24 protein-coding genes and 1 riboswitch are annotated in these 22,570 nt (G+C 34.8%); of the genes, 12 read left to right on the forward strand and 12 right to left on the reverse strand.

Annotation, left to right across the window (positions count from 1 at the left end; translation table 11 throughout):
- Positions 1 to 63: 63 nt before the first annotated feature.
- The 3 genes from MKS83_RS22040 to ggt all read right to left on the reverse strand — a co-directional run bounded on the left by MKS83_RS22040 (position 64) and on the right by ggt (position 3,820).
- Positions 64 to 1,350: a sensor histidine kinase gene (locus MKS83_RS22040; protein WP_240581379.1), complete on the reverse strand. Its 1,287-nt coding sequence runs from the start codon at positions 1,348 to 1,350 to the stop codon at positions 64 to 66.
- 45 nt (positions 1,351 to 1,395) lie between these two features.
- Positions 1,396 to 2,070 carry a response regulator transcription factor gene (locus tag MKS83_RS22045; protein ID WP_240581380.1) on the reverse strand — a complete coding sequence of 225 codons (675 nt, stop codon included), beginning with the start codon at positions 2,068 to 2,070 and terminating at the stop codon, positions 1,396 to 1,398.
- Between the two features lie 64 nt (positions 2,071 to 2,134).
- Positions 2,135 to 3,820, reverse strand: a complete 1,686-nt coding sequence (gene ggt, locus MKS83_RS22050; RefSeq protein WP_240581381.1) for a gamma-glutamyltransferase — start codon at positions 3,818 to 3,820, stop codon at positions 2,135 to 2,137.
- A gap of 90 nt (positions 3,821 to 3,910) precedes the next feature.
- On the opposite strand from ggt, the gene MKS83_RS22055 reads away from it, so the two are divergent.
- Positions 3,911 to 4,876: an NAD-dependent epimerase/dehydratase family protein gene (locus MKS83_RS22055; protein WP_100375037.1), complete on the forward strand. Its 966-nt coding sequence runs from the start codon at positions 3,911 to 3,913 to the stop codon at positions 4,874 to 4,876.
- 85 nt (positions 4,877 to 4,961) lie between these two features.
- Positions 4,962 to 5,714, forward strand: coding sequence for a polysaccharide deacetylase family protein (locus MKS83_RS22060; protein ID WP_240581382.1), 753 nt, complete (start codon positions 4,962 to 4,964; stop codon positions 5,712 to 5,714).
- 181 nt (positions 5,715 to 5,895) lie between these two features.
- On the opposite strand, the gene MKS83_RS22065 is transcribed toward MKS83_RS22060, so the two are convergent.
- On the reverse strand, positions 5,896 to 7,104 hold the full coding sequence (locus tag MKS83_RS22065; RefSeq protein ID WP_240581383.1) for a metallophosphoesterase: 1,209 nt from the start codon (positions 7,102 to 7,104) through the stop codon (positions 5,896 to 5,898).
- Between the two features lie 64 nt (positions 7,105 to 7,168).
- Entirely contained in the window at positions 7,169 to 8,236 is a 1,068-nt protein-coding gene (locus tag MKS83_RS22070) for a 3-oxoacyl-ACP synthase III family protein (RefSeq protein WP_100375040.1), read from the reverse strand.
- A 101-nt stretch (positions 8,237 to 8,337) separates the two neighbouring features.
- On the opposite strand from MKS83_RS22070, the gene MKS83_RS22075 reads away from it, so the two are divergent.
- The 8 genes from MKS83_RS22075 to MKS83_RS22110 all read left to right on the forward strand — a co-directional run bounded on the left by MKS83_RS22075 (position 8,338) and on the right by MKS83_RS22110 (position 14,638).
- Positions 8,338 to 8,907, forward strand: a complete 570-nt coding sequence (locus MKS83_RS22075) for a hypothetical protein (protein WP_100375041.1) — start codon at positions 8,338 to 8,340, stop codon at positions 8,905 to 8,907.
- Between the two features lie 3 nt (positions 8,908 to 8,910).
- Positions 8,911 to 9,642 (forward strand): bifunctional demethylmenaquinone methyltransferase/2-methoxy-6-polyprenyl-1,4-benzoquinol methylase UbiE, encoded by a 732-nt coding sequence (gene ubiE / locus MKS83_RS22080; RefSeq protein WP_100375042.1) that lies wholly within the window; start codon positions 8,911 to 8,913, stop codon positions 9,640 to 9,642.
- Positions 9,643 to 9,645: 3 nt separating this feature from the next.
- Positions 9,646 to 10,431: a porin family protein gene (locus tag MKS83_RS22085; protein ID WP_240581384.1), complete on the forward strand. Its 786-nt coding sequence runs from the start codon at positions 9,646 to 9,648 to the stop codon at positions 10,429 to 10,431.
- A 140-nt stretch (positions 10,432 to 10,571) separates the two neighbouring features.
- Entirely contained in the window at positions 10,572 to 10,874 is a 303-nt protein-coding gene (locus MKS83_RS22090) for a hypothetical protein (RefSeq protein WP_039365955.1), read from the forward strand.
- Positions 10,874 to 11,161, forward strand: a complete 288-nt coding sequence (locus MKS83_RS22095; RefSeq protein ID WP_039365953.1) for a cell division protein ZapA — start codon at positions 10,874 to 10,876, stop codon at positions 11,159 to 11,161. Before MKS83_RS22090 ends, MKS83_RS22095 begins: the two co-directional genes overlap by 1 nt.
- Before the next feature lie 218 nt (positions 11,162 to 11,379).
- Complete coding sequence (gene rny, locus MKS83_RS22100) at positions 11,380 to 12,948, forward strand: ribonuclease Y (RefSeq protein ID WP_100375044.1); 1,569 nt, start codon at positions 11,380 to 11,382, stop codon at positions 12,946 to 12,948.
- Positions 12,949 to 13,027: 79 nt separating this feature from the next.
- Complete coding sequence (locus MKS83_RS22105) at positions 13,028 to 14,269, forward strand: MFS transporter (protein WP_240581385.1); 1,242 nt, start codon at positions 13,028 to 13,030, stop codon at positions 14,267 to 14,269.
- 174 nt (positions 14,270 to 14,443) lie between these two features.
- The gene (locus tag MKS83_RS22110; protein WP_100375046.1) at positions 14,444 to 14,638 is read left to right on the forward strand and encodes a hypothetical protein; all 195 of its coding nucleotides are present in this window, start codon (positions 14,444 to 14,446) and stop codon (positions 14,636 to 14,638) included.
- 183 nt (positions 14,639 to 14,821) lie between these two features.
- On the opposite strand, the gene MKS83_RS22115 is transcribed toward MKS83_RS22110, so the two are convergent.
- From MKS83_RS22115 to MKS83_RS22140, 6 genes are all read right to left on the reverse strand, one after another.
- Positions 14,822 to 15,763, reverse strand: a complete 942-nt coding sequence (locus tag MKS83_RS22115; protein WP_240581386.1) for a YeiH family protein — start codon at positions 15,761 to 15,763, stop codon at positions 14,822 to 14,824.
- Between the two features lie 102 nt (positions 15,764 to 15,865).
- Positions 15,866 to 16,747: a LysR family transcriptional regulator gene (locus MKS83_RS22120; protein WP_240581387.1), complete on the reverse strand. Its 882-nt coding sequence runs from the start codon at positions 16,745 to 16,747 to the stop codon at positions 15,866 to 15,868.
- A 29-nt stretch (positions 16,748 to 16,776) separates the two neighbouring features.
- Positions 16,777 to 18,081, reverse strand: coding sequence for a voltage-gated chloride channel family protein (locus tag MKS83_RS22125; protein WP_240581388.1), 1,305 nt, complete (start codon positions 18,079 to 18,081; stop codon positions 16,777 to 16,779).
- Positions 18,082 to 18,112: 31 nt separating this feature from the next.
- A riboswitch (Fluoride riboswitch) is annotated at positions 18,113 to 18,180 on the reverse strand.
- A gap of 122 nt (positions 18,181 to 18,302) precedes the next feature.
- Complete coding sequence (locus MKS83_RS22130) at positions 18,303 to 19,142, reverse strand: GLPGLI family protein (protein WP_240581389.1); 840 nt, start codon at positions 19,140 to 19,142, stop codon at positions 18,303 to 18,305.
- 23 nt (positions 19,143 to 19,165) lie between these two features.
- Positions 19,166 to 20,035, reverse strand: coding sequence for a sugar phosphate isomerase/epimerase family protein (locus MKS83_RS22135; protein WP_240581390.1), 870 nt, complete (start codon positions 20,033 to 20,035; stop codon positions 19,166 to 19,168).
- Positions 20,035 to 20,502, reverse strand: coding sequence for an acyl-CoA thioesterase (locus tag MKS83_RS22140; RefSeq protein WP_240581391.1), 468 nt, complete (start codon positions 20,500 to 20,502; stop codon positions 20,035 to 20,037). Before MKS83_RS22140 ends, MKS83_RS22135 begins: the two co-directional genes overlap by 1 nt.
- 125 nt (positions 20,503 to 20,627) lie before the next feature.
- Here MKS83_RS22140 and MKS83_RS22145 point away from each other — a divergent pair, with 125 nt between their 5' ends.
- A complete protein-coding gene (locus tag MKS83_RS22145; RefSeq protein WP_240581392.1) occupies positions 20,628 to 20,978 on the forward strand; it encodes an arsenate reductase family protein in 351 nt (116 codons plus the stop codon).
- A gap of 5 nt (positions 20,979 to 20,983) precedes the next feature.
- On the forward strand, positions 20,984 to 21,427 hold the full coding sequence (locus MKS83_RS22150; protein WP_240581393.1) for a hypothetical protein: 444 nt from the start codon (positions 20,984 to 20,986) through the stop codon (positions 21,425 to 21,427).
- Positions 21,428 to 21,487: 60 nt separating this feature from the next.
- Here MKS83_RS22150 and gcvT read toward each other — a convergent pair whose 3' ends face one another.
- Positions 21,488 to 22,564 carry a glycine cleavage system aminomethyltransferase GcvT gene (gene gcvT / locus MKS83_RS22155; protein WP_100375053.1) on the reverse strand — a complete coding sequence of 359 codons (1,077 nt, stop codon included), beginning with the start codon at positions 22,562 to 22,564 and terminating at the stop codon, positions 21,488 to 21,490.
- Between the last annotated feature and the right edge of the window lie 6 nt (positions 22,565 to 22,570).

A 22,570-nucleotide genomic window follows, 5' to 3' on the forward strand; every position in this document is an offset into this window, starting at 1 on the left:
GTATGTCTTTAAGATGAATTATTAGCACAAAATTGCAACCCAATTTGGAAGAAACTTTGAATTTTAGAACTTTACAGAAAAAATATGATGATTATTTTCAAATTTATAGCCGATTTCCCACTTGTGAAACCTGCAAATTTCGCTGATGATAGCCAATCCTAAACCACTTCCGTTATAATGAGAAGAAGATTTTGAAAATCTTTTAAATAATGATTCTGTATTGAGTTTTTCAGTTCCCGAATTCGAAATTTCAAAAAAGGATTCAGTTAAAACTACAGAAACTGACCCATTCTGGAGAGTATGACGGATGGCATTAATCAGTAAATTATTAATGAGAATTTCACACAATACGCTATTTCCAAGGACTTCAATTTGGGTATGAACGGATGAGTGTACTGAAAGATTCTTTTGATCAAAATGTTCTTCAAATATTTCCAGACTCTGTTTTACCAAAACATCAAATTCAATCTTCTCTGAATTGTTAAATTGACTGTTGCCTATTTTGGCAAGAAGCAACAGATTTTTATTGATTCTTGAACTTCGTGTTAACGCTTTATTGATATCTTCTGCAATCAGATATTGTTCTTCCGTTAAGTTTTTATTTTGAAGCAGAATATCTATTTTATGCTTGATGATCGTTAAAGGTGTCTGCAGTTCATGGGAAGCATTTTCTGTAAACTCTTTTTGAGCCTGGTATACAGAAACATTATGTTCAATCAGTCTATTCAGTGACTCATGAAGCTCTTCAAATTCTACAGTGTCTGTTTTTTCAAACTCAATTTGATTTTGATTATTTAAATTGAATTTTTTGAGTTTTTCTAAAGTATTTCTGAATGGTTTCCAGATAATGAAAGACAATCTTCGGTTTAAAAATAATAAACCGGAAGCAATAACGAGAAAGAAGAAAACAGTAGTCAGTGCAATCACGCCAATGGTTTCCTGAGATTCTTCAATATTGGTATGTACTGTAAACAGAAATGGCTTATTATTAATATAGACTGTTTTTTTTAAACATCTGTAATTTTCTATTTCGTTTTTACCCGCAAAGTTTTTATGCTTTTCTATTGTGAAATATAAATCTTTATGCGAAATACCCACAGGAATACTTTCTATATTCGTTTCTGGTTGAATACGATTCCAAAGCCTGATGTTTTCATATAATTCAGTGTCAGAAAGCTTTAGAAGATTAAATTCATAAGCGGTTTTTTCGGCGACAGTTCTATTATGCTCATCAAGTTCATTTTCCCAAACGGTATTGATTACCAGATAATAAATCGGAATACTTATCGTGAGAACGATAAGGACATAAATAATAAAAGGTTTTGTTGCTTTGCTTAATAAAGGTTTCACAATAGGTATAAGTTACAATTATTTGGAAAATATTTTTAATGTTGCTTATGTGGTCCATTTGTAACCGGTTCCATACACTGTTTTCAGGTAATGGTTGCAGCCCGCATCATAAAGTTTTTTCTTTAGATTTTTTATATGAGCATACACAAAATCATGATTATCCAGCATATCAGCAAAGTCGCCCGATAAATGTTCAGCCAAAGTACTTTTTGAAATGACCTTATTTTTATTTCCGATGAAGTAAATGAGAAGATCAAATTCTTTTTTGGTAAGATCAATATGCTGATGATTGATAGAAACACTTTTAGCTAAAAGATCAATTTGTAACTCGTTCTGAATGATAATATTAGAATTGTTAAACTGCTTTCTGCGGATAATAGAGTAGATTCTTGCCATTAATTCAGAAAGATGAAAAGGTTTGGTGAGGTAATCATCGGCTCCCATCTGTAGGCCAGTTATCTTATCATCCAATGCATTTTTAGCAGAAACAATAATTACCCCGTCTTGCTTGTTTTCTTTCTTTAAAGCTTCCAGAATAGCAAGACCATTTCCGTCGGGAAGCATAATATCCAGGACGATACAGGCATAATCAAAAGCCTCTATTTTGCTTATCGCTTCATGAAATGTAGACGCAAACTCACACAAATAACTTTTCTCAGAAAGATATTCAGCAATACTTTTTGATAATTCTATCTCGTCTTCAATAATTAAAATTTTCATGCTGCTAATGTATTAATCCAATTTTGTAGAAATTTTGAATAAATAAGAATGATTGGAAAATCAATTATTCAACTCCTACAGAATCATCACCACGACCGTCCGCAACTGCATGAATATTTCCGTTCTCATCAATCAGGATTATTTCCGTTCTTCCGATCTGGTTCCATTTTTCGGTTTTGTAACCTAATTTTTCCAGGTCTTTAATAGTAGTTTCAGGAAAGTTTTTTTCAAAAGCCACTGTTTCAGGAAGCCACTGATGATGAAATTTCGGAGCATTTACTGAAATATTGGCATTTAATTTAAAATCAATAACATTAACAATCGACTGAAAAACAGAAGTTGGAATGGTCGTTCCGCCTGGAGTTCCGACAACCATGTAAGGTTTTCCATTTTTAAGGATAATCGTTGGAGTCATGGAAGAAAGCATTCTTTTGTTCGGCTGGATAGCATTGGCTTCTCCGCCTACCGCACCGAACATATTGGGAACACCGGGTTTTATGGAAAAATCGTCCATTTCATTATTCAGGAAAAATCCTGCTCCCGAAACTACGACTTTGCTTCCGTATAAACCGTTCAGAGTAGTGGTAACAGCAGCTGTGTTTCCTTCTTTGTCAATAACAGAAATATGTGTGGTTTCCGTAGATTCTTTGGGTTGTTTTATGATTTTTCCTACTTCAGAGCTTGGTGTCGCTTTATTGAAGCTGAAACTTTTCCATCTGTTTTTTAGATATTCATCAGAAATTAAATAAGAGGTTTTATCCTGAATAAAATCCGGATCACCCATATATTCAGCTCTGTCAGCAAAAGCTCTTCTTTCTGCTTCTGTCATGATCTGAACAGCCTGTGTGGAATTTTGCTGATATTTTTCGAGATTTTCAAAGCCTGACATTTTCAGCATTTGAGCCAGTAAAATTCCGCTGCTTGAAGGTAATGGCATAGATACGATGGTATTACCTTTATACTCAAACTCCAATGCTTTTCTTTCTGCAACTTTATAATTCTTCAGATCTTCGGCTGTAATTATTCCGTTGCCTCTTTTCATTTCAGAAACGAGAAGTTCTGCAGTTTTTCCTTCATAAAATCCTTTTGCCCCGGATTTCTGAATTAATTTTAAAGTTTCGGCCAGTTCTTTTTGTACTAAAAGATCTCCTGCCTTCCAGGGAATATCTTTTACAAAAACTGTAGCTGTCTGATTGTGTTTTTGAAAATTGGCTTTATGAGCATTCAGTAAACTGGCTTCCTGTTCTGTGATGGCAAATCCTTTTTCTGCAAGATCAATGGCAGGCTGAATGATTTTTTCCATCGGAAGCTTCCCATGTTTTAAAGTGGCAAAAAAACCGGCAATACTTCCGGGAATTCCGACTGCTAATCTTCCGTTTTGGGATAGATCTGTATTTGCTTTACCGGTTTTATCAAGATACATGTCTCTTGATGCCTTTTTAGGAGCTGTTTCCCGATAATCTATCGTGAATTTTTCGCCATTATTCTTTACACCGACCAGAAAACCGCCGCCTCCAATATTTCCGGCTTGGGGATAGACAACAGCTAAAGCATATTGGGTCGCAATGACAGCATCATACGCATTTCCTCCCATTCTCAGGATTTTTGCGCCGGCCTCACTTGCAAGAGGATGAGCAGAAACAACCACTCCTTTATTTTTTACTTTGACTTCTTTTATAATATTAATGTCTGTGTATTGTGCTGAAACAGAGAAAGAAAAAAGGATAAATATGATGGCGATCTTTTTCATTTACAAATTTTATATCCGAATTTACAATTTTGTTTTAAGATAGGGTTGAAAATATTTACTTTTGCTCAAATCAACTAATTATTAAGTAAAATGGAATCCTATACGGAAAGAATACTGATTACAGGTGCTCTGGGACAGATCGGCACCGAACTTACGAACAGACTTGTTGAAATTCACGGGGCAGATAATGTGGTTGCTTCCGGGCTGGACAGATGGCAAAAAGGAATCACTTCTGCGGGTCATTACGAAAGAATGGATGTTACCAATACTCAGCTGGTGAGACAGGTGATCAAAGATTATGAGATTACTACTGTTTATCACCTGGCTTCATTATTGTCAGGAACTTCAGAAAAGCAGCCGATTTTCGCGTGGAAATTAAATCTTGAGCCTCTGCTTCATTTTTGCGAATTAGCGAAAGAAGGGCTGATTAAAAAGATCTTCTGGCCAAGTTCTATCGCGGTATTTGGAAAAGGAATTCCAAAAGAAAATGTAGGGCAGGATGTAGTATTAAATCCTACGACAGTTTACGGGATTTCTAAAATGGCGGGAGAAAAATGGTGCGAATATTATTTTGACAAGCATGGAGTAGACGTAAGAAGTATTAGATATCCGGGACTGATTTCATGGAAAACTCCTGCCGGTGGAGGAACTACCGATTATGCCGTTGAAATTTTCTACGAAGCCATTGAAGAAGGAAAATATACCAGCTTCATTTCCGAGAATACAGGAATGCCGATGCTGTACATGGATGATGCCATCAACGCAACTTTGAAATTAATGGAAGCTCCGAAAGAAAGTTTAACGGTTCGTTCATCTTACAATTTAGGTGGGATGTCATTTACTCCAAAAGAATTGGCGGAAGAAATCAAGAAAGAAATTCCTGAATTTACGATCGATTATAAACCGGATTTCAGACAGCAGATTGCAGACTCCTGGCCGGCTTCAATTGATGATTCTGTAGCCAAAAAAGATTGGGGCCTGACTTATGATTTCGGAATTTCTGAAATGACTAAAGACATGATCAAGAATCTAAAAGTTAAATTAGGTAAGAATTAATATACTTAAAGTTTGACTTTAATTAAAAAATAATTTAACATCTGATTTTTAATCTATTAAAAATTTTATCTAAAACTTAATTTAAATGATATTATTCACTTTTAACATCGTAAATATTGAAGCTGATTCCAAAAATGGTGTTCAGATTTCCGATGAAGAAAGACTGAAAATTTCAGAAAATAATACAAAAGCAATTCTTAGGATTTTAGATATTCACGATGTTAAAGCGAGCTTTTTTGTGGAAATTTCCATTGCTGAAAAACTGCAAAATCTAATAAAAGCAATTTCATCCCAAGGGCATGAAATTGCTTTTTATAATAAAAATTCTGCTCTTCATGAAATTGAAGAAACAAAGAAATCTGTACAGGATTTTCTGGAAAAACAGATTCGCGGAATCCGGCAGAAAGATCATAAGCTGCCCCATGAAGATTTGAAAATGTTGGAATTTAATTATGTTTCCAATATTGATAATGCCAATATTCTCTTTCCTTTTAAGCGCTTGAAAAGAGATACGGAAATCACAGAAGAAGATGGGATAAGTATTGTACCGGAAAGTATTTCTCCCTACAGTCAGTTGCCATATAATGATTTTGTGTTTCAGATCCTGCCAATGAAATATTATCAGAATATGGTGTTTGAAACCCTGAAGAATGATGAATTTGTTTTGATCTATCTTAATTCCTGGCAGTTTACTGATTTTAGTAAGTATAAATTTGATATTCCGTTTTTCAGAAGGCTAAATTCGGGCAAAAAAATGGAGGACAAATTAGATGCCCTCCTTACCTGGATTAACGAGAAAGAATTAGCAACTTCTCGAATGAAAGATTATATTTTTTAATTTTATTTTCCCACGGATTTCACGGATTTACACGGATGTTTATGTTTTAATTCGTGAAAAGATTAGTAAAAACTATTTGGGATTATAATCATTTCTTACTTATTCTAAAAATCAAGCAGATTTTAAGCAAAAAAATTATACGCAAACATCCGTGTAAATCCGTGAAATCCGTGGGAAAAGATTAAGCCAACTCAAAAAGCGTAATTTCCGGCAAAACACCCACTCTTCCCGGATACCCCAATACGCCGAAACCTCTGTTTACGTAAAGCATTTTTCCTTCACTTTCATATAGATCGGCCCATTTTGGGTAACGGTATTGGACTGGTGACCACTTTATGTTTTTTAAGTCTAATCCGAACTGCATTCCGTGGGTATGGCCGGAAAGTGTCAAATGGATGTTTCCGGGATGTTTTTTTACTACATAATCAAAGTGAGTAGGGTCATGGCTCATTAAAATTTTCGGTGCTGATTCCGGAACGCCTTTTAAAGCATCATCCAGCCTTCCAAATTGAGGAAAAGGCTTTAGTCCCCAGTTTTCAACTCCAAGAATGTAGAGTTTATCACCATTCTTTTCTATAATTCGATGTTCGTTCCGAAGCATATCAAAACCGGCCTGTTTTTCGTAATCAATGAGTGTTTTCAGGTTTTGTTTTTTAGCATCTGCGGACTCCCAGTTTACATAATCGCCATAATCGTGATTTCCTAATACCGCAAACTTGCCGTCTTTTGCTTTAATTTTTGAAAATAAAGGAATGAATGGTTTAAACTCTTCTGCGACATTATTCACCATGTCTCCCGTAAATAAAATCAGATCCGGGTTTTGTTCGTTAATTAAATTAATAGCGTGTTCTAATTTACTCGGATCGGAAAAGCTTCCACTGTGAACATCTGAAATCTGTACAATTTTATAGCCTTTAAAGCTTTTGGGGAGATTGGTGAAGTTCATTCGAACTCTTCTTACTTTGTGGCGGTATTTCCCAAAGGTAATGCCGTCAATGAACAAAGTAGAGAGAACGCCTCCTAATCCTAATCCTGCCAAGCTTAAGAACTTTCTTCTTTCCGGAAAGAAATTTTCACTGGTAGATTGTGTTAAGCCAATTAAGTAACCTCCGGTTCTGAAAATATCATCAATCAACAAAAACAGAACGATGAAAATTTTAGGAAGAATAAAAACTAAAAACAAAGAGATCATAATTTGAGCTCTTGCAGTACTTCTGTCGGCTCTGCTAAAATGAGTAACCTCATAAGCGAAAATGCCGTAAATGATTAAAGAAATTGCCCAATAACCGGTTCTTATCCAAAAGTTATCGGTCAGTGTTTTTATTGCCTGATAAATGTATATCTCCAGGAATAAAAAGATGGCGGCAATAATTAAAAAATTTCTCTGCATAATAAATGTAAAAAAGCACAAAGAATAGTTTCCCTGTGCTTTTTATATTTTAAATTAAATAATATTAAGGAAATCTATAAACGATAGCATTGATGTTCATTCCGGCACCTACCGAAGTCATCACAATGTTACCTTTTTCTTTAAACGTTTGACCCTCCATTTTTCCTTTAATTATTAAATCATACATGGTAGGAATTGTTGCAACAGAAGAGTTACCGAAGTCCTGGATCGTCATTGGAGAGATAGAATGGTCGTAATCTTTCACATCATAAAGCTTGTGAAGTCTTTCGATCATGGCGTAATCCATTTTTGCGTTAGCCTGATGAATTAAAATCTTGTTGATATCTTCAATGGAAAGACCTGCATCTTCAATAGTTTCTTTAATAGCTGCAGGAACATTTTTAAGAGCATATTCATAGATTTTTCTTCCCTGCATTCTTACAAATAAGCGGGTTTGGTCTGCATCTTTATTGATAGAAGGCCCGTTTGCTAAATAATCAAGCTCGATACCATTGTCACAGATTGTGTTGTGGGCAATAATTCCTACATTTTCCTCGTCAGTAGCTTTTACCACAACAGCTCCGGCTCCGTCTGCGAAGATCATTCTGTTTCTGTCAGATGGATCGGTTACTCTGCTCAATGTTTCACCTCCGATTACTAAGATGGTTTTTGCAGATCCGGCTTTAATTAATGTATCAGCTAAGATCATTGCTTCTACCCATCCCGGACATCCGAAAAGCATATCGTAAGTTACACACTTTCTGTTTTTGATGCCAAGTTTATTTTTTACTCTTGCAGCCATTGTTGGCATAAAGTCAGCATATCCATGCACTGTAACTTCCCCGAAATTACTTGCATAAATGATATAATCTAATTCTTCCTGATCTATTTTTGCATCTGCAATAGCAATCTTTGCAGCTTCATAACCGATTTGTGAATTTGAAAGATCATCATCTATGAATCTCCTGTTTTCTATTTCTGTGATTTCTACAAATTTCGCAATAGTTTCTTCAGCAGGTTTGTCAATCTTCACCCCGTCTTCTGTATAAAACTCTGAATCTAGAAAATAATCTCTTCCAATTATTCTGTTGGGAAGGTAAGATCCAGAACCAATAATGATCGTATTCGGCATTCGTTTATATGATTTTTTTAAAGATGCAAAGTTAATAATTAATATTAATAACGGAGAATTAAAAATATTATTAAATTTGCAAAAATTGTACTTTACAATCTATGAAAAACAATTCGTCCTTAAAAGGCTTACTTATTGCAGTTGTGGTGTTTATCATTGCCTTTGGGATCTACTTCCTTTTCTTAGCAAAGAAGAATTATTATGTGGTAGACAATCCTACGCCCAATACCTATTATTATAAGATTAATAACGGTTCTGAAGGAATTGTTGCTGCAGGACAGTTTGTGCATGTAGATTTAAATAAAGGAAAAAATTCGATTAAAGTTTTCGATCAAAATAAAAAATTACTTTACGATTCTGCTTTTGAAGTAAATAAAATCCGTGGTCTGATCAATATTGCCCATCAGGATTATTATGTAAACGATCAGTATTATGGATACAATCTTAAAAAAGATTCATTACTTTTGGCTCTTGATAAAACGATGATTGACGGAAAAGCATATTATGGAGGGGCAAGACACTTCAATAAGCTGTATACTGAAGATTTTTATTATAATGTAGATGAAGATTATGATAAAGTTATCAAAAATATCCAACAGGTAGAATCCAGATCGAAAATTTTCAGAAAGCAGGATTACCTAAATTATTATAAAGAATATTACAAGTTTTAAGTTTTGACAAAAGATATCAACCAAGTTACTCCCTACAATTCTGATGCTACAAAGAAAAGCCAGGTAGAGGATATGTTCGACAATATTGCTCCGAAATACGATCTTCTGAATCGTGTTTTATCTCTGAAAATTGATGTTTTATGGAGAAATACTTTAGTAAAATGGATGAAAAACGATCATCCTCAAGAAGTGCTGGATGTGGCTACAGGAACGGGAGATCTAGCAATTACCATTGAAAAAGGAACGGGTTCCAAAGTAATTGGTTTAGATTTATCGCAACAAATGTTAAATGTTGGCGTTATTAAAATAAAAAAACTTAATTTAGACGGCAAAATTTCAATGCAAAAAGGAGATGCAGAAAATTTACCTTTCGAGGACAATAGATTTGATGCTGTTTCCGTTGCATTTGGAGTAAGGAATTTTGAGAACCTCAATAAGGGGTTAGCAGAATTAAGAAGAGTAGTTAAAGATAACAAGAGTGTTTATATACTGGAGTTTTCAAAGGTTGAGGGGTTCTTAGGACCATTATATATGTTTTACTTCAAAAATATATTACCTGCCATTGGCAGACTGGTTTCAAAAGATAATAGGGCATATACATACCTTCCGGATTCTGTAAATGCTTTTCCTTTTGGGGAAAAGATGAGACAAATTCTTTTAGATACAGGATTTAAAAAAGTTGAATATAAAAAACTAAGTTTAGGTATAGCCACAATTTATAAAGCAACAAAGTAACCTATGAATAAATTTTTATTAAGAGCACTGGTTTTAGCGTCAGTAAATATTGCCGTTTTGGCAAATGCACAATTCTTCAGAACCCGAAACAGAATGGATAAGTTGGAAGACTTTGATGAGCAAAAGTTCAGTTGGGGATTTTATTTGAATGGCAATATGCTGGATTACCGTATAGTACTTAATCCAAGATACGGTACCTATGGCAATCAGAATCTTGTTACCTCTAAAGAAAGTACAAGTTTTGGGGCCGGTCTTATCGCAAAATGGAGACTTAATGATTATTTAGACTTAAGAATGGAACCGGGGTTACAATTTGCTCAAAGAAAATTAATTTTTAATACTCAGACTAATGACCAGTATCAAAACGGGACATTAACGAATGATCCTTTTATTCCAATGGCTCTTTCTGATAAGGATCGTAACAGAGAAGTTAAATCTACTTTAGTTGATGTTCCTGTGTTATTGGAACTTCACGGACACAGATGGTATAACTCCAGACCTTATGTTGCAGCAGGGGTAAATTATGTAGTAAACCTACAGTCTAATTCAGACTCTACGGATGATAATATGCAGCAGGTGTTCAGATCTACAACGCATAACTTTGCCTGGTCTGCGGAAATGGGTATTCAATTCTACTTTAATAAATTCAAATTAACACCAGCCATCAGAGGGACCTTCTTCATGAATAATGAAATGGTTGCAGATAATGCAACAACTCCTCCGTATTGGGCGTCAGCTATATCTACTTTACAAACAAGAGCGATTATGTTTGTATTGAAGTTTGAATAAAGAATATTTAAAATAAATATTGAGGAGATACGCTTTGTTTCTCCTTTTTTTGTTTTAAACTCAAAATATAGAGACTTTTATTTTTGTTAATATTAATATTTTGCTATTTTTGCTATTAGTTAGAATATACAAAACCTGAAATGCTTCAAGAGTTAGAAACCAATTTTTCAGAATTAGAAAAAAAGATTATGAATTTGCAGAAGAATTATAATAATCTTACTGAAAAATTATCGGAACTAAGCATTGAAAATAAGGAACTGCAGAGGAAATATGATGAAGAAAGGAAAAAAAATCAGGTATTAGCAGAAGAACAAAAAAATATAAAGCTCTATTCAGCAATTTCAGGAAATCCTGAACACAACAGATTAATGAAGAACCATATCAACAGACTGGTAAAAGAAATTGATTTCTGTATTGCACAGCTTCAAAACAGTGGATTATAATGGAGGTAAGAAGAATAACCATAAACATTGCAGGAAGAGTGTATCCGCTGAATGTACCCGCAGCAGAGGAAGAAACTTTGCGTAAAGTTGGGAAGCAGATAGAGAATATGATTAAAGATTTTGAACAAAATTTCGATGTAAGAGACAAACAGGATGCTTTGGCAATGTGTGCCTTGAAATTAGGAACCAATGCTGAAGTGGTGTCTATGAACTACGAAAAAAATATAAATTCTACCAACGAGAGATTAAGCAAAATTAATCAATCGCTGAATGAAATTGGAAAATAACTTTTCCAAAAGACTGCCTACAATAATTCTAACACATTAAAGGTAAACTCAACGCTAAACAATTACCGAACAAATGTCCGTTGAATGGCGCGCCGGTTCATCCGGATTACAGACAATGGAAATCAGTTCAAATCGTGTTGATTAGGAGTTTACTCTCAATCTCTGAATTATTGTAGGCTTTTTTATTTATGAAATTTGACAATTAAAACTCAATATATATGACAACAGCCATTATAGTCGGCGTTATTTGCTTAGTATTAGGGGCCATTTTAGGGATGTTTTTCTCTAGAAGCTCATTAAATACTAAGGCAAAATTTATTATAGATGATGCAAAGAAAAATGCCGAAAACCTTATAGAAAAAGCTAATGTACAAGCTGAATCCATAAAGAAAGAAAAAAATCTTCAGGCCAAGGAAAAATTCTTGGAACTGAAGTCTCAGCATGATGCTGATATTCAGGCTCGTGAAAAGAAAATGCAGGAGATTGAAAAAAGAATCAAAGACAAGGAAAACAAGCTAAATGACGAGCTGAGTAAGACAGGAAAACTTGAAAAAGATCTGGATAAGCAAATTGCTGATTATGCTAAGAAAACAGAAATTTTAGAAAGAAAACAACAGGAACTGGATACAGCAACTGCCAAAAAAGTAGAAATTCTTGAGAAAATTGCTAATTATACGGCGGATGAGGCTAAAGCAGAATTGGTGGAGACCATGAGAGCTGAAGCAAAAACTAGAGCTCAGGCACATGTTCAGAGTATCATGGAAGAGGCTCAAATGAATGCGAAAAATGAAGCTAGAAAAATCGTTATTCAGACAATTCAGAGAATTGGAACGGAGCAGGCTATCGAAAACTCTGTATCTGTTTTTAATATCGAGTCTGATGAGGTAAAAGGTAGAATTATTGGTAGAGAAGGTAGAAATATCCGTGCTTTGGAAGCGGTAACAGGTGTAGAAATTATTGTAGATGATACTCCTGAAGCTATTCTTCTTTCATGTTTTGATCCGGTAAGGAGAGAGATTGCAAGATTATCACTTCACAGATTAGTTACTGACGGAAGAATTCACCCTGCAAGAATTGAAGAAGTGGTGGAGAAAACCAAAAAACAAATTGAGGAAGAGATTATAGAAGTAGGAAAGAGAACGATTATTGATTTAGGAATTCACGGATTACATCCAGAGCTGATCAAGATTGTAGGTAGAATGAAATACCGTTCTTCTTATGGTCAGAACTTATTGCAGCACTCGAGAGAAGTAGCAAATATTGCTGCAACGATGGCTGCTGAATTAGGTCTGAACGTAAAATTGGCTAAAAGAGCAGGTCTGTTACACGATATAGGTAAAGTTCCGGAGCAGGAGTCTGAACTTCCTCACGCTTTATTAGGGATGCAGTGGGCAGAGAAATACGGTGAAAATGCAGAAGTTGTAAATGCTATTGGAGCTCACCATGATGAGGTTGAGATGACTTCTTTATTGTCGCCGATCATTCAGGTTGCCGATGCCATCTCCGGAGCAAGACCGGGAGCAAGACGTCAGGTGTTGGAATCTTATATCCAAAGATTAAAAGATCTTGAATCTGCAGCATTAAGTTTTGACGGGGTATCATCAGCGTATGCCATTCAGGCAGGTAGAGAATTAAGAGTAATGGTGGAAAGCGGAAAGGTAAATGATGAAGTAGCTTCTCAATTATCGTATGATATTTCAGAAAAAATCCAGAATGAATTAACTTATCCGGGACAGGTAAAAGTAACAGTAATCAGAGAAACGAGAGCTGTGAATATTGCAAGATAATAATCAAAAAAAGATATTTCATAAAAACCTTTCAAGAAATTGAAAGGTTTTTTATTTTTAGCGAAATTTATCATTCTATATGCAAGAGCTTTCGTTGTCTTCAAAATTGAAGTATATTTTTTCTATTCCTGTGATCATTGCTGCTTTAGGCTATTTTGTAGATATCTATGATCTGCTTTTATTTGGAATCGTAAGAATTCCGAGTTTGAAAGCTTTAGGCTTAAATCCTGATGTTGACGGAACCTTTATTCTTAACTGTCAGATGACAGGGTTACTTCTTGGAGGTATTTTCTGGGGAATTTTTGGAGATAAAAAAGGGAGATTATCAGTTTTATTCGGATCAATCCTAGTATATTCTTTAGCTAATATCGCCTGCGGATTTTTACCCTATTTTCCAAAAGAGCATCTGGTATATCAATATGCCGCTTTAAGGTTTATTGCAGGGATTGGATTAGCCGGAGAGCTTGGAGCGGGAATTACATTGGTTTCTGAGAGTTTGCCGAAGAATTTAAGAGCAATCGGGACCTCCGTAGTGGCAGGTTTTGGTTTAATGGGTGCTGTTGTAGCTCAATTAACAGTGGAATTAGCTGGAGGCTGGAATATATCTTATATCATCGGGGGAATTTTGGGAATTCTGCTTTTATTTTTGAGAATTAGCGTTTCCGAATCCGGGATTTATAAAAATATGGAACATGAATCTGTTGCCAAAGGAAATTTTCTTTCCTTTTTCACAAATAAAGATCGCTTGATACGATATTTGAAATGTATTGCAGTAGGGTTGCCAACCTGGTACTGTATCGGGATTTTAGCAGTTTTAGCCAATCAATTTGCTCCCGCATTAGGAATTACAGACCTGAATCCGGGAAAAGCAATTATGTGGGCTTATGTGGGGATTTCTGTCGGTGATTTGATGAGCGGGTTTATTTCCCACGCTTTAAAGTCCAGGAAAATGGCCATTTTCTATATGCTTGTCTTCACCATTATCGGGGTGGGTATTATGCTCTTCGGAAATACCAATACTGAAACAAAATATTATATTTTCTGTGTCTGGCTGGGATTGGGAACAGGATATTGGGCAATGTTTGTGACGCTGGCTGCAGAGCAATTTGGAACGAATATCAGAAATACAGCAACAACAACGGTACCCAATATGGTTAGAGGCTTGGTTCCCGTCATGATCTTTATTTTTGACTTTTTCAAGAAAGATTTTTCAGTGATTATGAGTGCTGCTCTTTTGGGAGTGATCATATTCGGGCTTGCTTTTTATTCTTCATTGACGATTTCAGAAACCCACGGTAAAGACTTGGAATTTACAGAATAATTATAACTGTTTAAGAAATATTTAAACCGTAATTTTCGTTATTACCGTAATTAAGATGAACTAAATAAGTAATTTATGAAATTTAATATTAAATTATGCTTTGTATAATTAATATTTGTTTAACTTTATAACACAATAAACTATAAATAGTACAAACCTTAAAACTAAATCACAATGCAAAACAACATTTTGAAAAACGCGAAGAAATTACAAAAACAAGATCTTAAAAACATTCAGGGAGGAATAAGCGGAAATCCTGATTTATCCCTTTGCGGATGCAGCTGCTCCGGATCTGTAACAGGACCATGGTATTGCGTACAATATATGGCTTGTCCTCAAGTTTACACTTGTGATCAGTCAGCGGTATAAAAGAATTATTTCAACTAGAAATAAACATTTCCACATTTAATACGCAAAAGCCTTTTGAATTTCAAAAGGCTTTTGTAATTTATAACTGAATTGTAATATTTAGGCTTCTTTCAATTTTCGGCGGCGGCAAAGCCGCCGCCGAAAATTGAAGATATACTAGAATTATCAAAATTTCTTGAACAATTAGTCAAAATTCAAAATGAAAAGAAGGCTTCCTATACTTATAATGCTCCAAAGAAAAACGGCCATAACCAAAGGTTTCAGACCTATTGTTTTCAAAGTTTGGATAGATAAAGTAGAACCTATAAGAAATAAGGTCAGATTTAATCCAGATTTAGCAAATAGCGTAATTCCTGAACTTAGCTGATTAAAAAAAGGGAAGTAGGTATTCAGCAAAATGGCCAGAATAAAATACCCGATAAACCATGGGATTTTAATTTTAGATTCCTTATTTTTAAAAAGAAACATAGTGATTAAAGAAACAGGAATAATCCATAAAGCACGGGCTAATTTTACAGTGGTCGCAATTTTCAAAGCTTCATTTCCATATTTACTTGCTGCTCCAACTACAGAGCTCGTATCATGAATCCCAACAGCGCACCATAAGCCAAATTGTTCCTGAGTAAGGCTTAAAATATGACCAATCGGAGGATAAACAAATAATGCGATGGAATTCAGTGTGAAAATAATGGCTAAAGCCAGTGAAATCTGCTTTGTATTGGGTTTAATGATGGGTGAAGTAGCCGCAATTGCACTGCCGCCACAGATTGCAGTTCCCACTGAAATCAGATAAGATAAAGGTCTTTCCAGTTTGAAGGCTCTTCCGATAAAATATCCTAAGACCATAACGGTCACAATACTAATAACCGTCAATATGAATCCTGATTTTCCGGCTTCCAATGCCTCATTTAGTTTTAACCCAAAACCTAATCCTACAATTGAAATTTGTAATAGCAAATGAATATACTGATGTAAGCTTTTCTCAAAAGGATTTCCTATGCAAACTGCTAAAATAAAACCAAAAAGTAATGCAATAGGGGAAGAAATAATGGGTGTTAAGCAGATTACTGCCAGTAGAATGAAAATAAGCTTTTTAGAATTTTCATTCGGGATGAAATTTTTCATCTTGTAAATTTTAAATTATGGTTCAAAATTCCATAAATTAATATTACAAATTATATTGTATTTTGTTATAATGGATAACTATAGGTTATAATATTGGATGATTTAAAGCTGACTAGTAAATTTTAAGAAAAGCCTGATTAACTCAGATTGTTCACCTTTAGGAAGAATAAAATGAAAGTTCCTTTCAATACTGAAGTTTTTAATATCAATAATACTCAACTGATTATTTTTCAACTCATTTAACACCGTACTTATAGAAAGAAAAGCTAGAGAGTCTGAATGTAGAAGATAATTTTTTATGCTTTCGCTGCTCCCCAGTTGCATTACAATATTCAATTTATCAAGAGAAATTCCTTTTTCTTTCAGGCGGTTCTGAATGAACTCTAAGGAACCTGAACCCGGCTCTCTGAAAATCAATTCCAGATGATATAAATCTTTGATATTTAGTGTTTTATTCGCTAAGGAATGATTCGCTTTTGCGACCAAAACAATTTCATCAGCTTTAAATATCTGATAATCAAAATAATTTGATTGAGATTCGCCTTCGATAATTCCCAGATCAATTTTCCCTTCTTTTAAAAGTTCAGAAATAATTTCCGTATTGTGGGTAATCAGTTCAATTTTAATGTCCTTATAATATAAATTGAACTTGGCTAAAATCTCCGGTAATATATACTGAGCTACAGTAGTGCTTGCTCCGATAATCAGTTTCCCTTTATGCTGCTGATTGATTTGGTTGATTTCAAATTCCAGATCACGGTAAATATTTCTGATTTTTTCAGCATATTCAAATAAAATTTTACCGCTTTGTGTAAGTTGGATACTGGTACCTTTTCTGTCAAATAATTTGGTGTTCAGCTGGTTTTCGATTTCTTTAATATGCTTGGTTACAGCGGGCTGTGAAATATTAAGCTCCTCTGAAGCTTTTGTAAAGCTCGACCGGGAAGCTACGGTGTGAAAAACTTTTAATCTGTAATCAAACATAATTTAAAGGTATGAAATAAAGAGCAATCCTATAAATCAGAGAAACTTTTATTCTTAAGACTATCAAATCTTTTGTTTTTTGCTTCTCCGATTTTTTGTTTCGTATAAATACTGTTGTTTCCAGAAAATAAATAAGAGACAACACAGGCAATGGCCACGTAGATCCCACATTCGGCTCCAAATAATTCAATTCCCATAAGCATACAGGCTAGTGGAGTATTGGTAGCTCCTGCAAAAACAGCCACAAATCCCATTCCTGCAAGCAAGCCAAACGGAAGGGGTATAAAGAATGACAAAGCACTTCCCAAAGTAGCCCCAATAAAGAATAACGGGGTTACTTCACCTCCTTTGAAACCTGCAGAAAGGGTAAAAATGGTAAATGTCATTTTTAAGGCAAAATCATAGAGTGGAAGCTGCTTTTCAAAAGATTCTACAATGGTTGGAATTCCCAGACCGATATATCTCGTCGTTCCCATTATAAAAACGGCTACTGCGACAATAACTCCGCCAATAACAGGACGAAACGGAGGATATTTAATATTAGATTTAAAAACCGAACTGGCCCAATGAATCACTTTACTGAACGTTGCGGCACAGATGCCAAAAGCAATTCCTGCAATAATACTGTATAAAATAGGAAGAAATTCAAGTTTTGGGATAAGATCTATATGATAGTGGGTGTGTTTTATGTTCCAAAGATTGGTTACCCAATCTGCTAAAATTGCAGCGATAAATGCAGGAAAAATGGCAGTATAACGAATTCTTCCGATCAGGAAAACTTCAAGTCCGAAAAGAGCTCCGGCTAAAGGTGTTCCGAAGACTGAACCAAAACCTGCTGCGATAGCAGAAATGATTAAAATCTTTCGTTCATTTTTGTCGAGCTTAAATGGTTGGGTTAATTGGTCGGCAATCGCTCCGGCCATTTGTAAAGCGGTTCCTTCACGACCTGCAGAACCTCCGAAAAGGTGAGTGATTATCGTTCCCAAGTATACAAAAGGAGCCATTTTAAAAGGAATAATCTCTTTTGGGGTATGGATGTTTTCAAGCAATAAGTTGTTTCCGGCTTCAATGTCCTTACCAAAATAATAGTATAAAAGTCCCACCGAGAAACCGGCAACTGGCAGAAAGGCAATCAGCCATATATGATTTTCCCTGAAGTTCGTTGCCCATTCCAAAGATTGTAAAAAACCTGCTGAAGCACTTCCTACGAATGCACCTATAATAAGACTTATGCACAGCCATTTTAAAATATAAGGCAAAGCAGGAAATCTTCTGAAGAAAAATTGAATATGAAACTTTGTTTTGCTGCTGAATGTTCGTTGGTTTTTTGACATAACTTTCCTGATCGAATTACTGTTAATAATCTTTTAATCAGGCGTCATCAGCTTTTGAAAAGCGGTTGGGTAAGGAAGAACACCATTTCCTTTTAATACTGCAAATATAAGAATTATAATTACAAGATAAAAGATTTATTATTCATATTGGCTTTAGCTAAATTTAATATTGCCCTTTATTTGAAATAAAAATTGATAAAAACGGATAATCGCTTATTGTTTTAGTATATAGGATAATGCATCACCTTATCTATTTCAATGGGGTTATTGTATTTTCTGATAACCTCCTGCATGCTTTTGGTTTGGGTATTTAGCTCATCTACAGTATGAATTTCCTTTCCGTTGATATTAATTCTAAGATCGTTATTGGATTTGTTGAAATTATTTCTTTCAAAGGCGAAAGGATCATTATAAAACTCCATCATCAGCTTGTGTTTTTGCTTTTCGTTGATAGGAACGGCTTTATTTCCAAAGCTGGATTCCAGAAAATCTGAAGTGGAGTAGATCTTATCAAGTTTGCTGCTTTTAACAAGAGTATACATATAATTTTTCTTGGCATCAGATAATTCAAAGATCAAACCGGGTAATCCACGGAATTTAAAAGGTCCTTCATTAAATGGAATATCTTTACAGAACCATGCAGTCCAGCTTCTTCCACCAAATTTTGCTGTTGCTTTTTGCAGGGTGTAATTTTCCACCTTTTTAGTCTCATCAGCAATCGTCCAGTTGATTTTATCAGTAGTTTTAAATGTATAATATCCATTTTTGATATTGATGAAGTTCTCATTATCAAAGGAATTGATCTTTCTTTTCACCACCTGGCCTGTCATATCCGTATAACTGGAATTCATTCCGAATTTTTTATTCAAAGAATCTGTAGTGGCAAGATCTTTCCCATAGAATTTCACTTCTTTCGGAGTGATATCCAGAATCATATTCACTTTTTCATAACCCGTCTCAGTAGAGTCCATCTTATACTGAAGCTCATAAATATATCGGTGGGTTTGTGAACTAACCAAAGAAATGATCAGTAAACAAGAAAGTGTTAATAAATTTTTCATAATTAATAATTTTGGAGTTGAGTCTATCTAAAATAAGAATGATCAAGAATATATTTTCTGCTGATTCTTATGCTATCAAAAATATCTTTATCACTGGAGTCCTGTTCAAGGAACCAATAGTTCAGTCCTGCTTTTTCTCTGGCTTCAAAAATCCTTTTAAAATCAATCGTTCCGTTTCCGATTTCTGCAAAGTCTTTTGTACCGGCTTTCATGTCTTTCACATGCCATAGGGGAAATCTTTTCGGGTATTTCTCAAAATAAACCAGCGGATCTAAACCGGCTTTTGAAATCCAATACAAATCCAGTTCCATTTTAACTAAATCTGAAGACGTGTTTTCCAGGATGAAATCATAAATATTTTTTGAATCATCAAACTTTTCAAACTCAAAATCATGGTTGTGGTAGGCAAACTGAATTTCTGCCTTTTTCGTAACGTCTCCTGACTTATTGAATAATTCCGGAAGCTTTAGATAATTTTCAACCGTTCGTTCCTCCGGAAAAAGATAAGAACAAACCATGTATTTTGAGCCGATGAAATGTAAATCTTCAACTGATTTTTCCCAATTTTTTAATAAAGTGCCGTCATCGTTATGAAGAATACCTGTGGTATGATGTGAGCTGATTACTTTTAACCCCACATTTTTCAGAACAGACTGAAACTCATTTCTGGTTTTTCCGAAGAAAGAGCCGTTATAACCATAGATTTCCAATTCTGTAAATCCTAATTCAGCCAGTTTCTCAAATGTTTTTTCGAGGTTTTTGGCAATAGCATCACGAACGGTGTACAACTGAATGGCCAATGATTTTTTATTCATATTTAAATTAGAAGTTCCACAAGAATATAATCCTAAGAATCCCAGTGAAGATAAGGTAATGAAATCTTTTCTATCCATTATAAAAAGGGTTTCATCTCATCTTCGATCTGCGTTCTCAGTTCCATAAGACGTTTTGCGTATTGTTCTTTTTGTTTTTCCTCTTCGGTTTCGGGAATCCATTTGGGTACGGGAAGCTTTTTGCCGTTTTCATCAACGGCTACAAAAACAATGATGCAATGTGTTTTCTTATCAAAATTCGGTTGTTTCAGATTTCTTGAAAAAACATTGATCGAAATATGCATACTTGAAGATCCTGTGTAAATCACCTGCGCCTCTACTTTTACAATTTCCCCGATTTTGATAGGTTCATAGAAACGGATTCCTCCGACATAAACGGTTACTGAGTAATTTCCACTCCAGGTTGTTGCACACGCATAACCGGCCTGGTCAATCCATTTCATAACGCTTCCACCATGCACATTTCCTCCGTAATTCACATCTGAAGGTTCTGAAATAAACTGAAAAGTAATAGGTTTGTTTTCCATTTCCACTAAAAATTTGATTGAATAAAGGTATTTAATAATTTTTAAAATCATAGATTAAATCCTACTTTTGAAACCTGAAAGTGAAATGAAGAAGAATTTAAATTAATAACAGACTTAAAATAGTAATGAAAAAAGTATTTTATCTTAATACCTGCGACACCTGCAGAAAAATTTTAGCACAATTCGACCTTACAGATTGGGAACTTCGCGAAATCAAAAAAGAACCGATCAAGAAAGAAGAATTAGAAGAAATGCACAAAAAAACAAAGTCTTACGAAGCTTTATTCAGCAAAAAATCTACCCAAATCAAATTGAGAGGTTTGGATGTAAAGTCTCTAACAGAAAAGGATTTTAAAGAATTGTTATTGGATCATTATACTTTTTTGAAAAGACCTGTTTTCCTTACTGATAAAGAAATTTTTGTGGGGAATGATAAAAATAATGTGGCGGCTTTACAGGAGTTTTTTGGAGTATAATAATCATGGGTTTAGGTTTAGAAATCAATTTAGTTTTTGATGCTAAAGAACCTCTTGAAGAGTATTTACATGTAAAAAATAAATATCAGTTCGATAGCAGAAACGGGCTTAATCTGGTAATGACTGGAGAAGGAGACGTTGATGCCGGAGATGATGAAATGAGGTTATTAAAACAAATTGAGAAAGTTTTACAGATAGATCTTACATTGTTGGATTTCTGGGAGAAGTATGATGAATTTATCGAAATAAGGTCTTTACGGTTGAAGCTGCTAGAGCTGGAAGATTTATTAGTAAATAATCCGGAATTTTATCATAAGATTTGCTGGGGTCATGATATAGAATATGAATATCTTAAAGAAGTTTTCCTACAGGATGTCCGATTTTTAATTGAAAGGCTAAATTTAAATCTTAAAAATGGAGCTTGTCTGGTAAAATATATTTCAGACTAATTTTATAAAATCAGCCCCGCAATATCTGCGGGGCTGATTTATTTATATCTTTTTAAGAGATTATACAAAAGGAGCTTTCACTACTTTTGCAGGAATATTTTTGTTTCTTACCTGAATGAATATTTCAGAACCTAATTTGAAGTGAGGTTTGTCAACATAAGCAAGACCCAAACCTACTTTTTTCATTGGAGACTGTGTTCCTGAAGTTACTTTTCCGATTACGTTTCCGTCTGCATCTACAACAGGGTAGTCGTGTCTTGGAACCCCTTTATCAGTTAATTCAAAACCAACCAATTTTCTGGTTACTCCTTCTTCTTTTTGCTTGGCAAAAGTCTCTTTAGATACGAAATCCTTATCGAATTTTGTGATCCATCCTAGGCCAGCTTCGATTGGAGAAGTAGTATCGTCGATATCATTTCCGTAAAGGCAGAATCCTTTTTCAAGTCTCAAAGTGTCTCTTGCAGCCAATCCGCAAGGAATAATTCCTTCTTCAGTTCCTGCTTCGATGATTGCATCCCAAAGCTTTTCTGCTGCATCGTTGCTGAAATAAATTTCGAAACCGCCGCTTCCTGTGTAACCCGTATTGGAGATAATTACATTCTCAACTCCGGCTACAGCACCTACTGTGAAGTGATAGTAAGGAATTTCAGAAAGATTGGTCTCTGTCAGTTTTTGAAGAATTTCAGTAGCTTTCGGACCCTGAACCGCCAATAAGGACATATCGTCTGAAGCATTGGTCATTTTTGCTCCGAAAGTATTATATTTTGAAATGTGGTTCCAGTCTTTATCAATGTTTGAAGCATTGACAACCACGAAATATTTGTCATCTTCCATTTTGTAAACGATAAGATCATCTACAATCCCTCCGTTTTCGTTAGGAAGACAAGAATATTGAGCTTTTCCGTTTTCAAGAGCGTCTACATTATTGGTGGTTACGAACTGTAAAAGATCTTTTGAACCCGGACCTTCAATAAAAAATTGTCCCATGTGAGAAACATCAAACAATCCTGCTTTTTCTCTTACTGCAAAATGTTCTTCCGTTACTCCGGAATATTGTACAGGCATCTCAAAACCTGCAAAAGGTACGATTTTAGCTCCCAAAGAAACGTGTTTGTCGTACAATGCTGTTTTCTTCATATTTAA

Source organism: Chryseobacterium sp. Y16C (assembly GCF_022488405.1).
Taxonomy (GTDB): Bacteria; Bacteroidota; Bacteroidia; order Flavobacteriales; family Weeksellaceae; genus Chryseobacterium; species Chryseobacterium geocarposphaerae.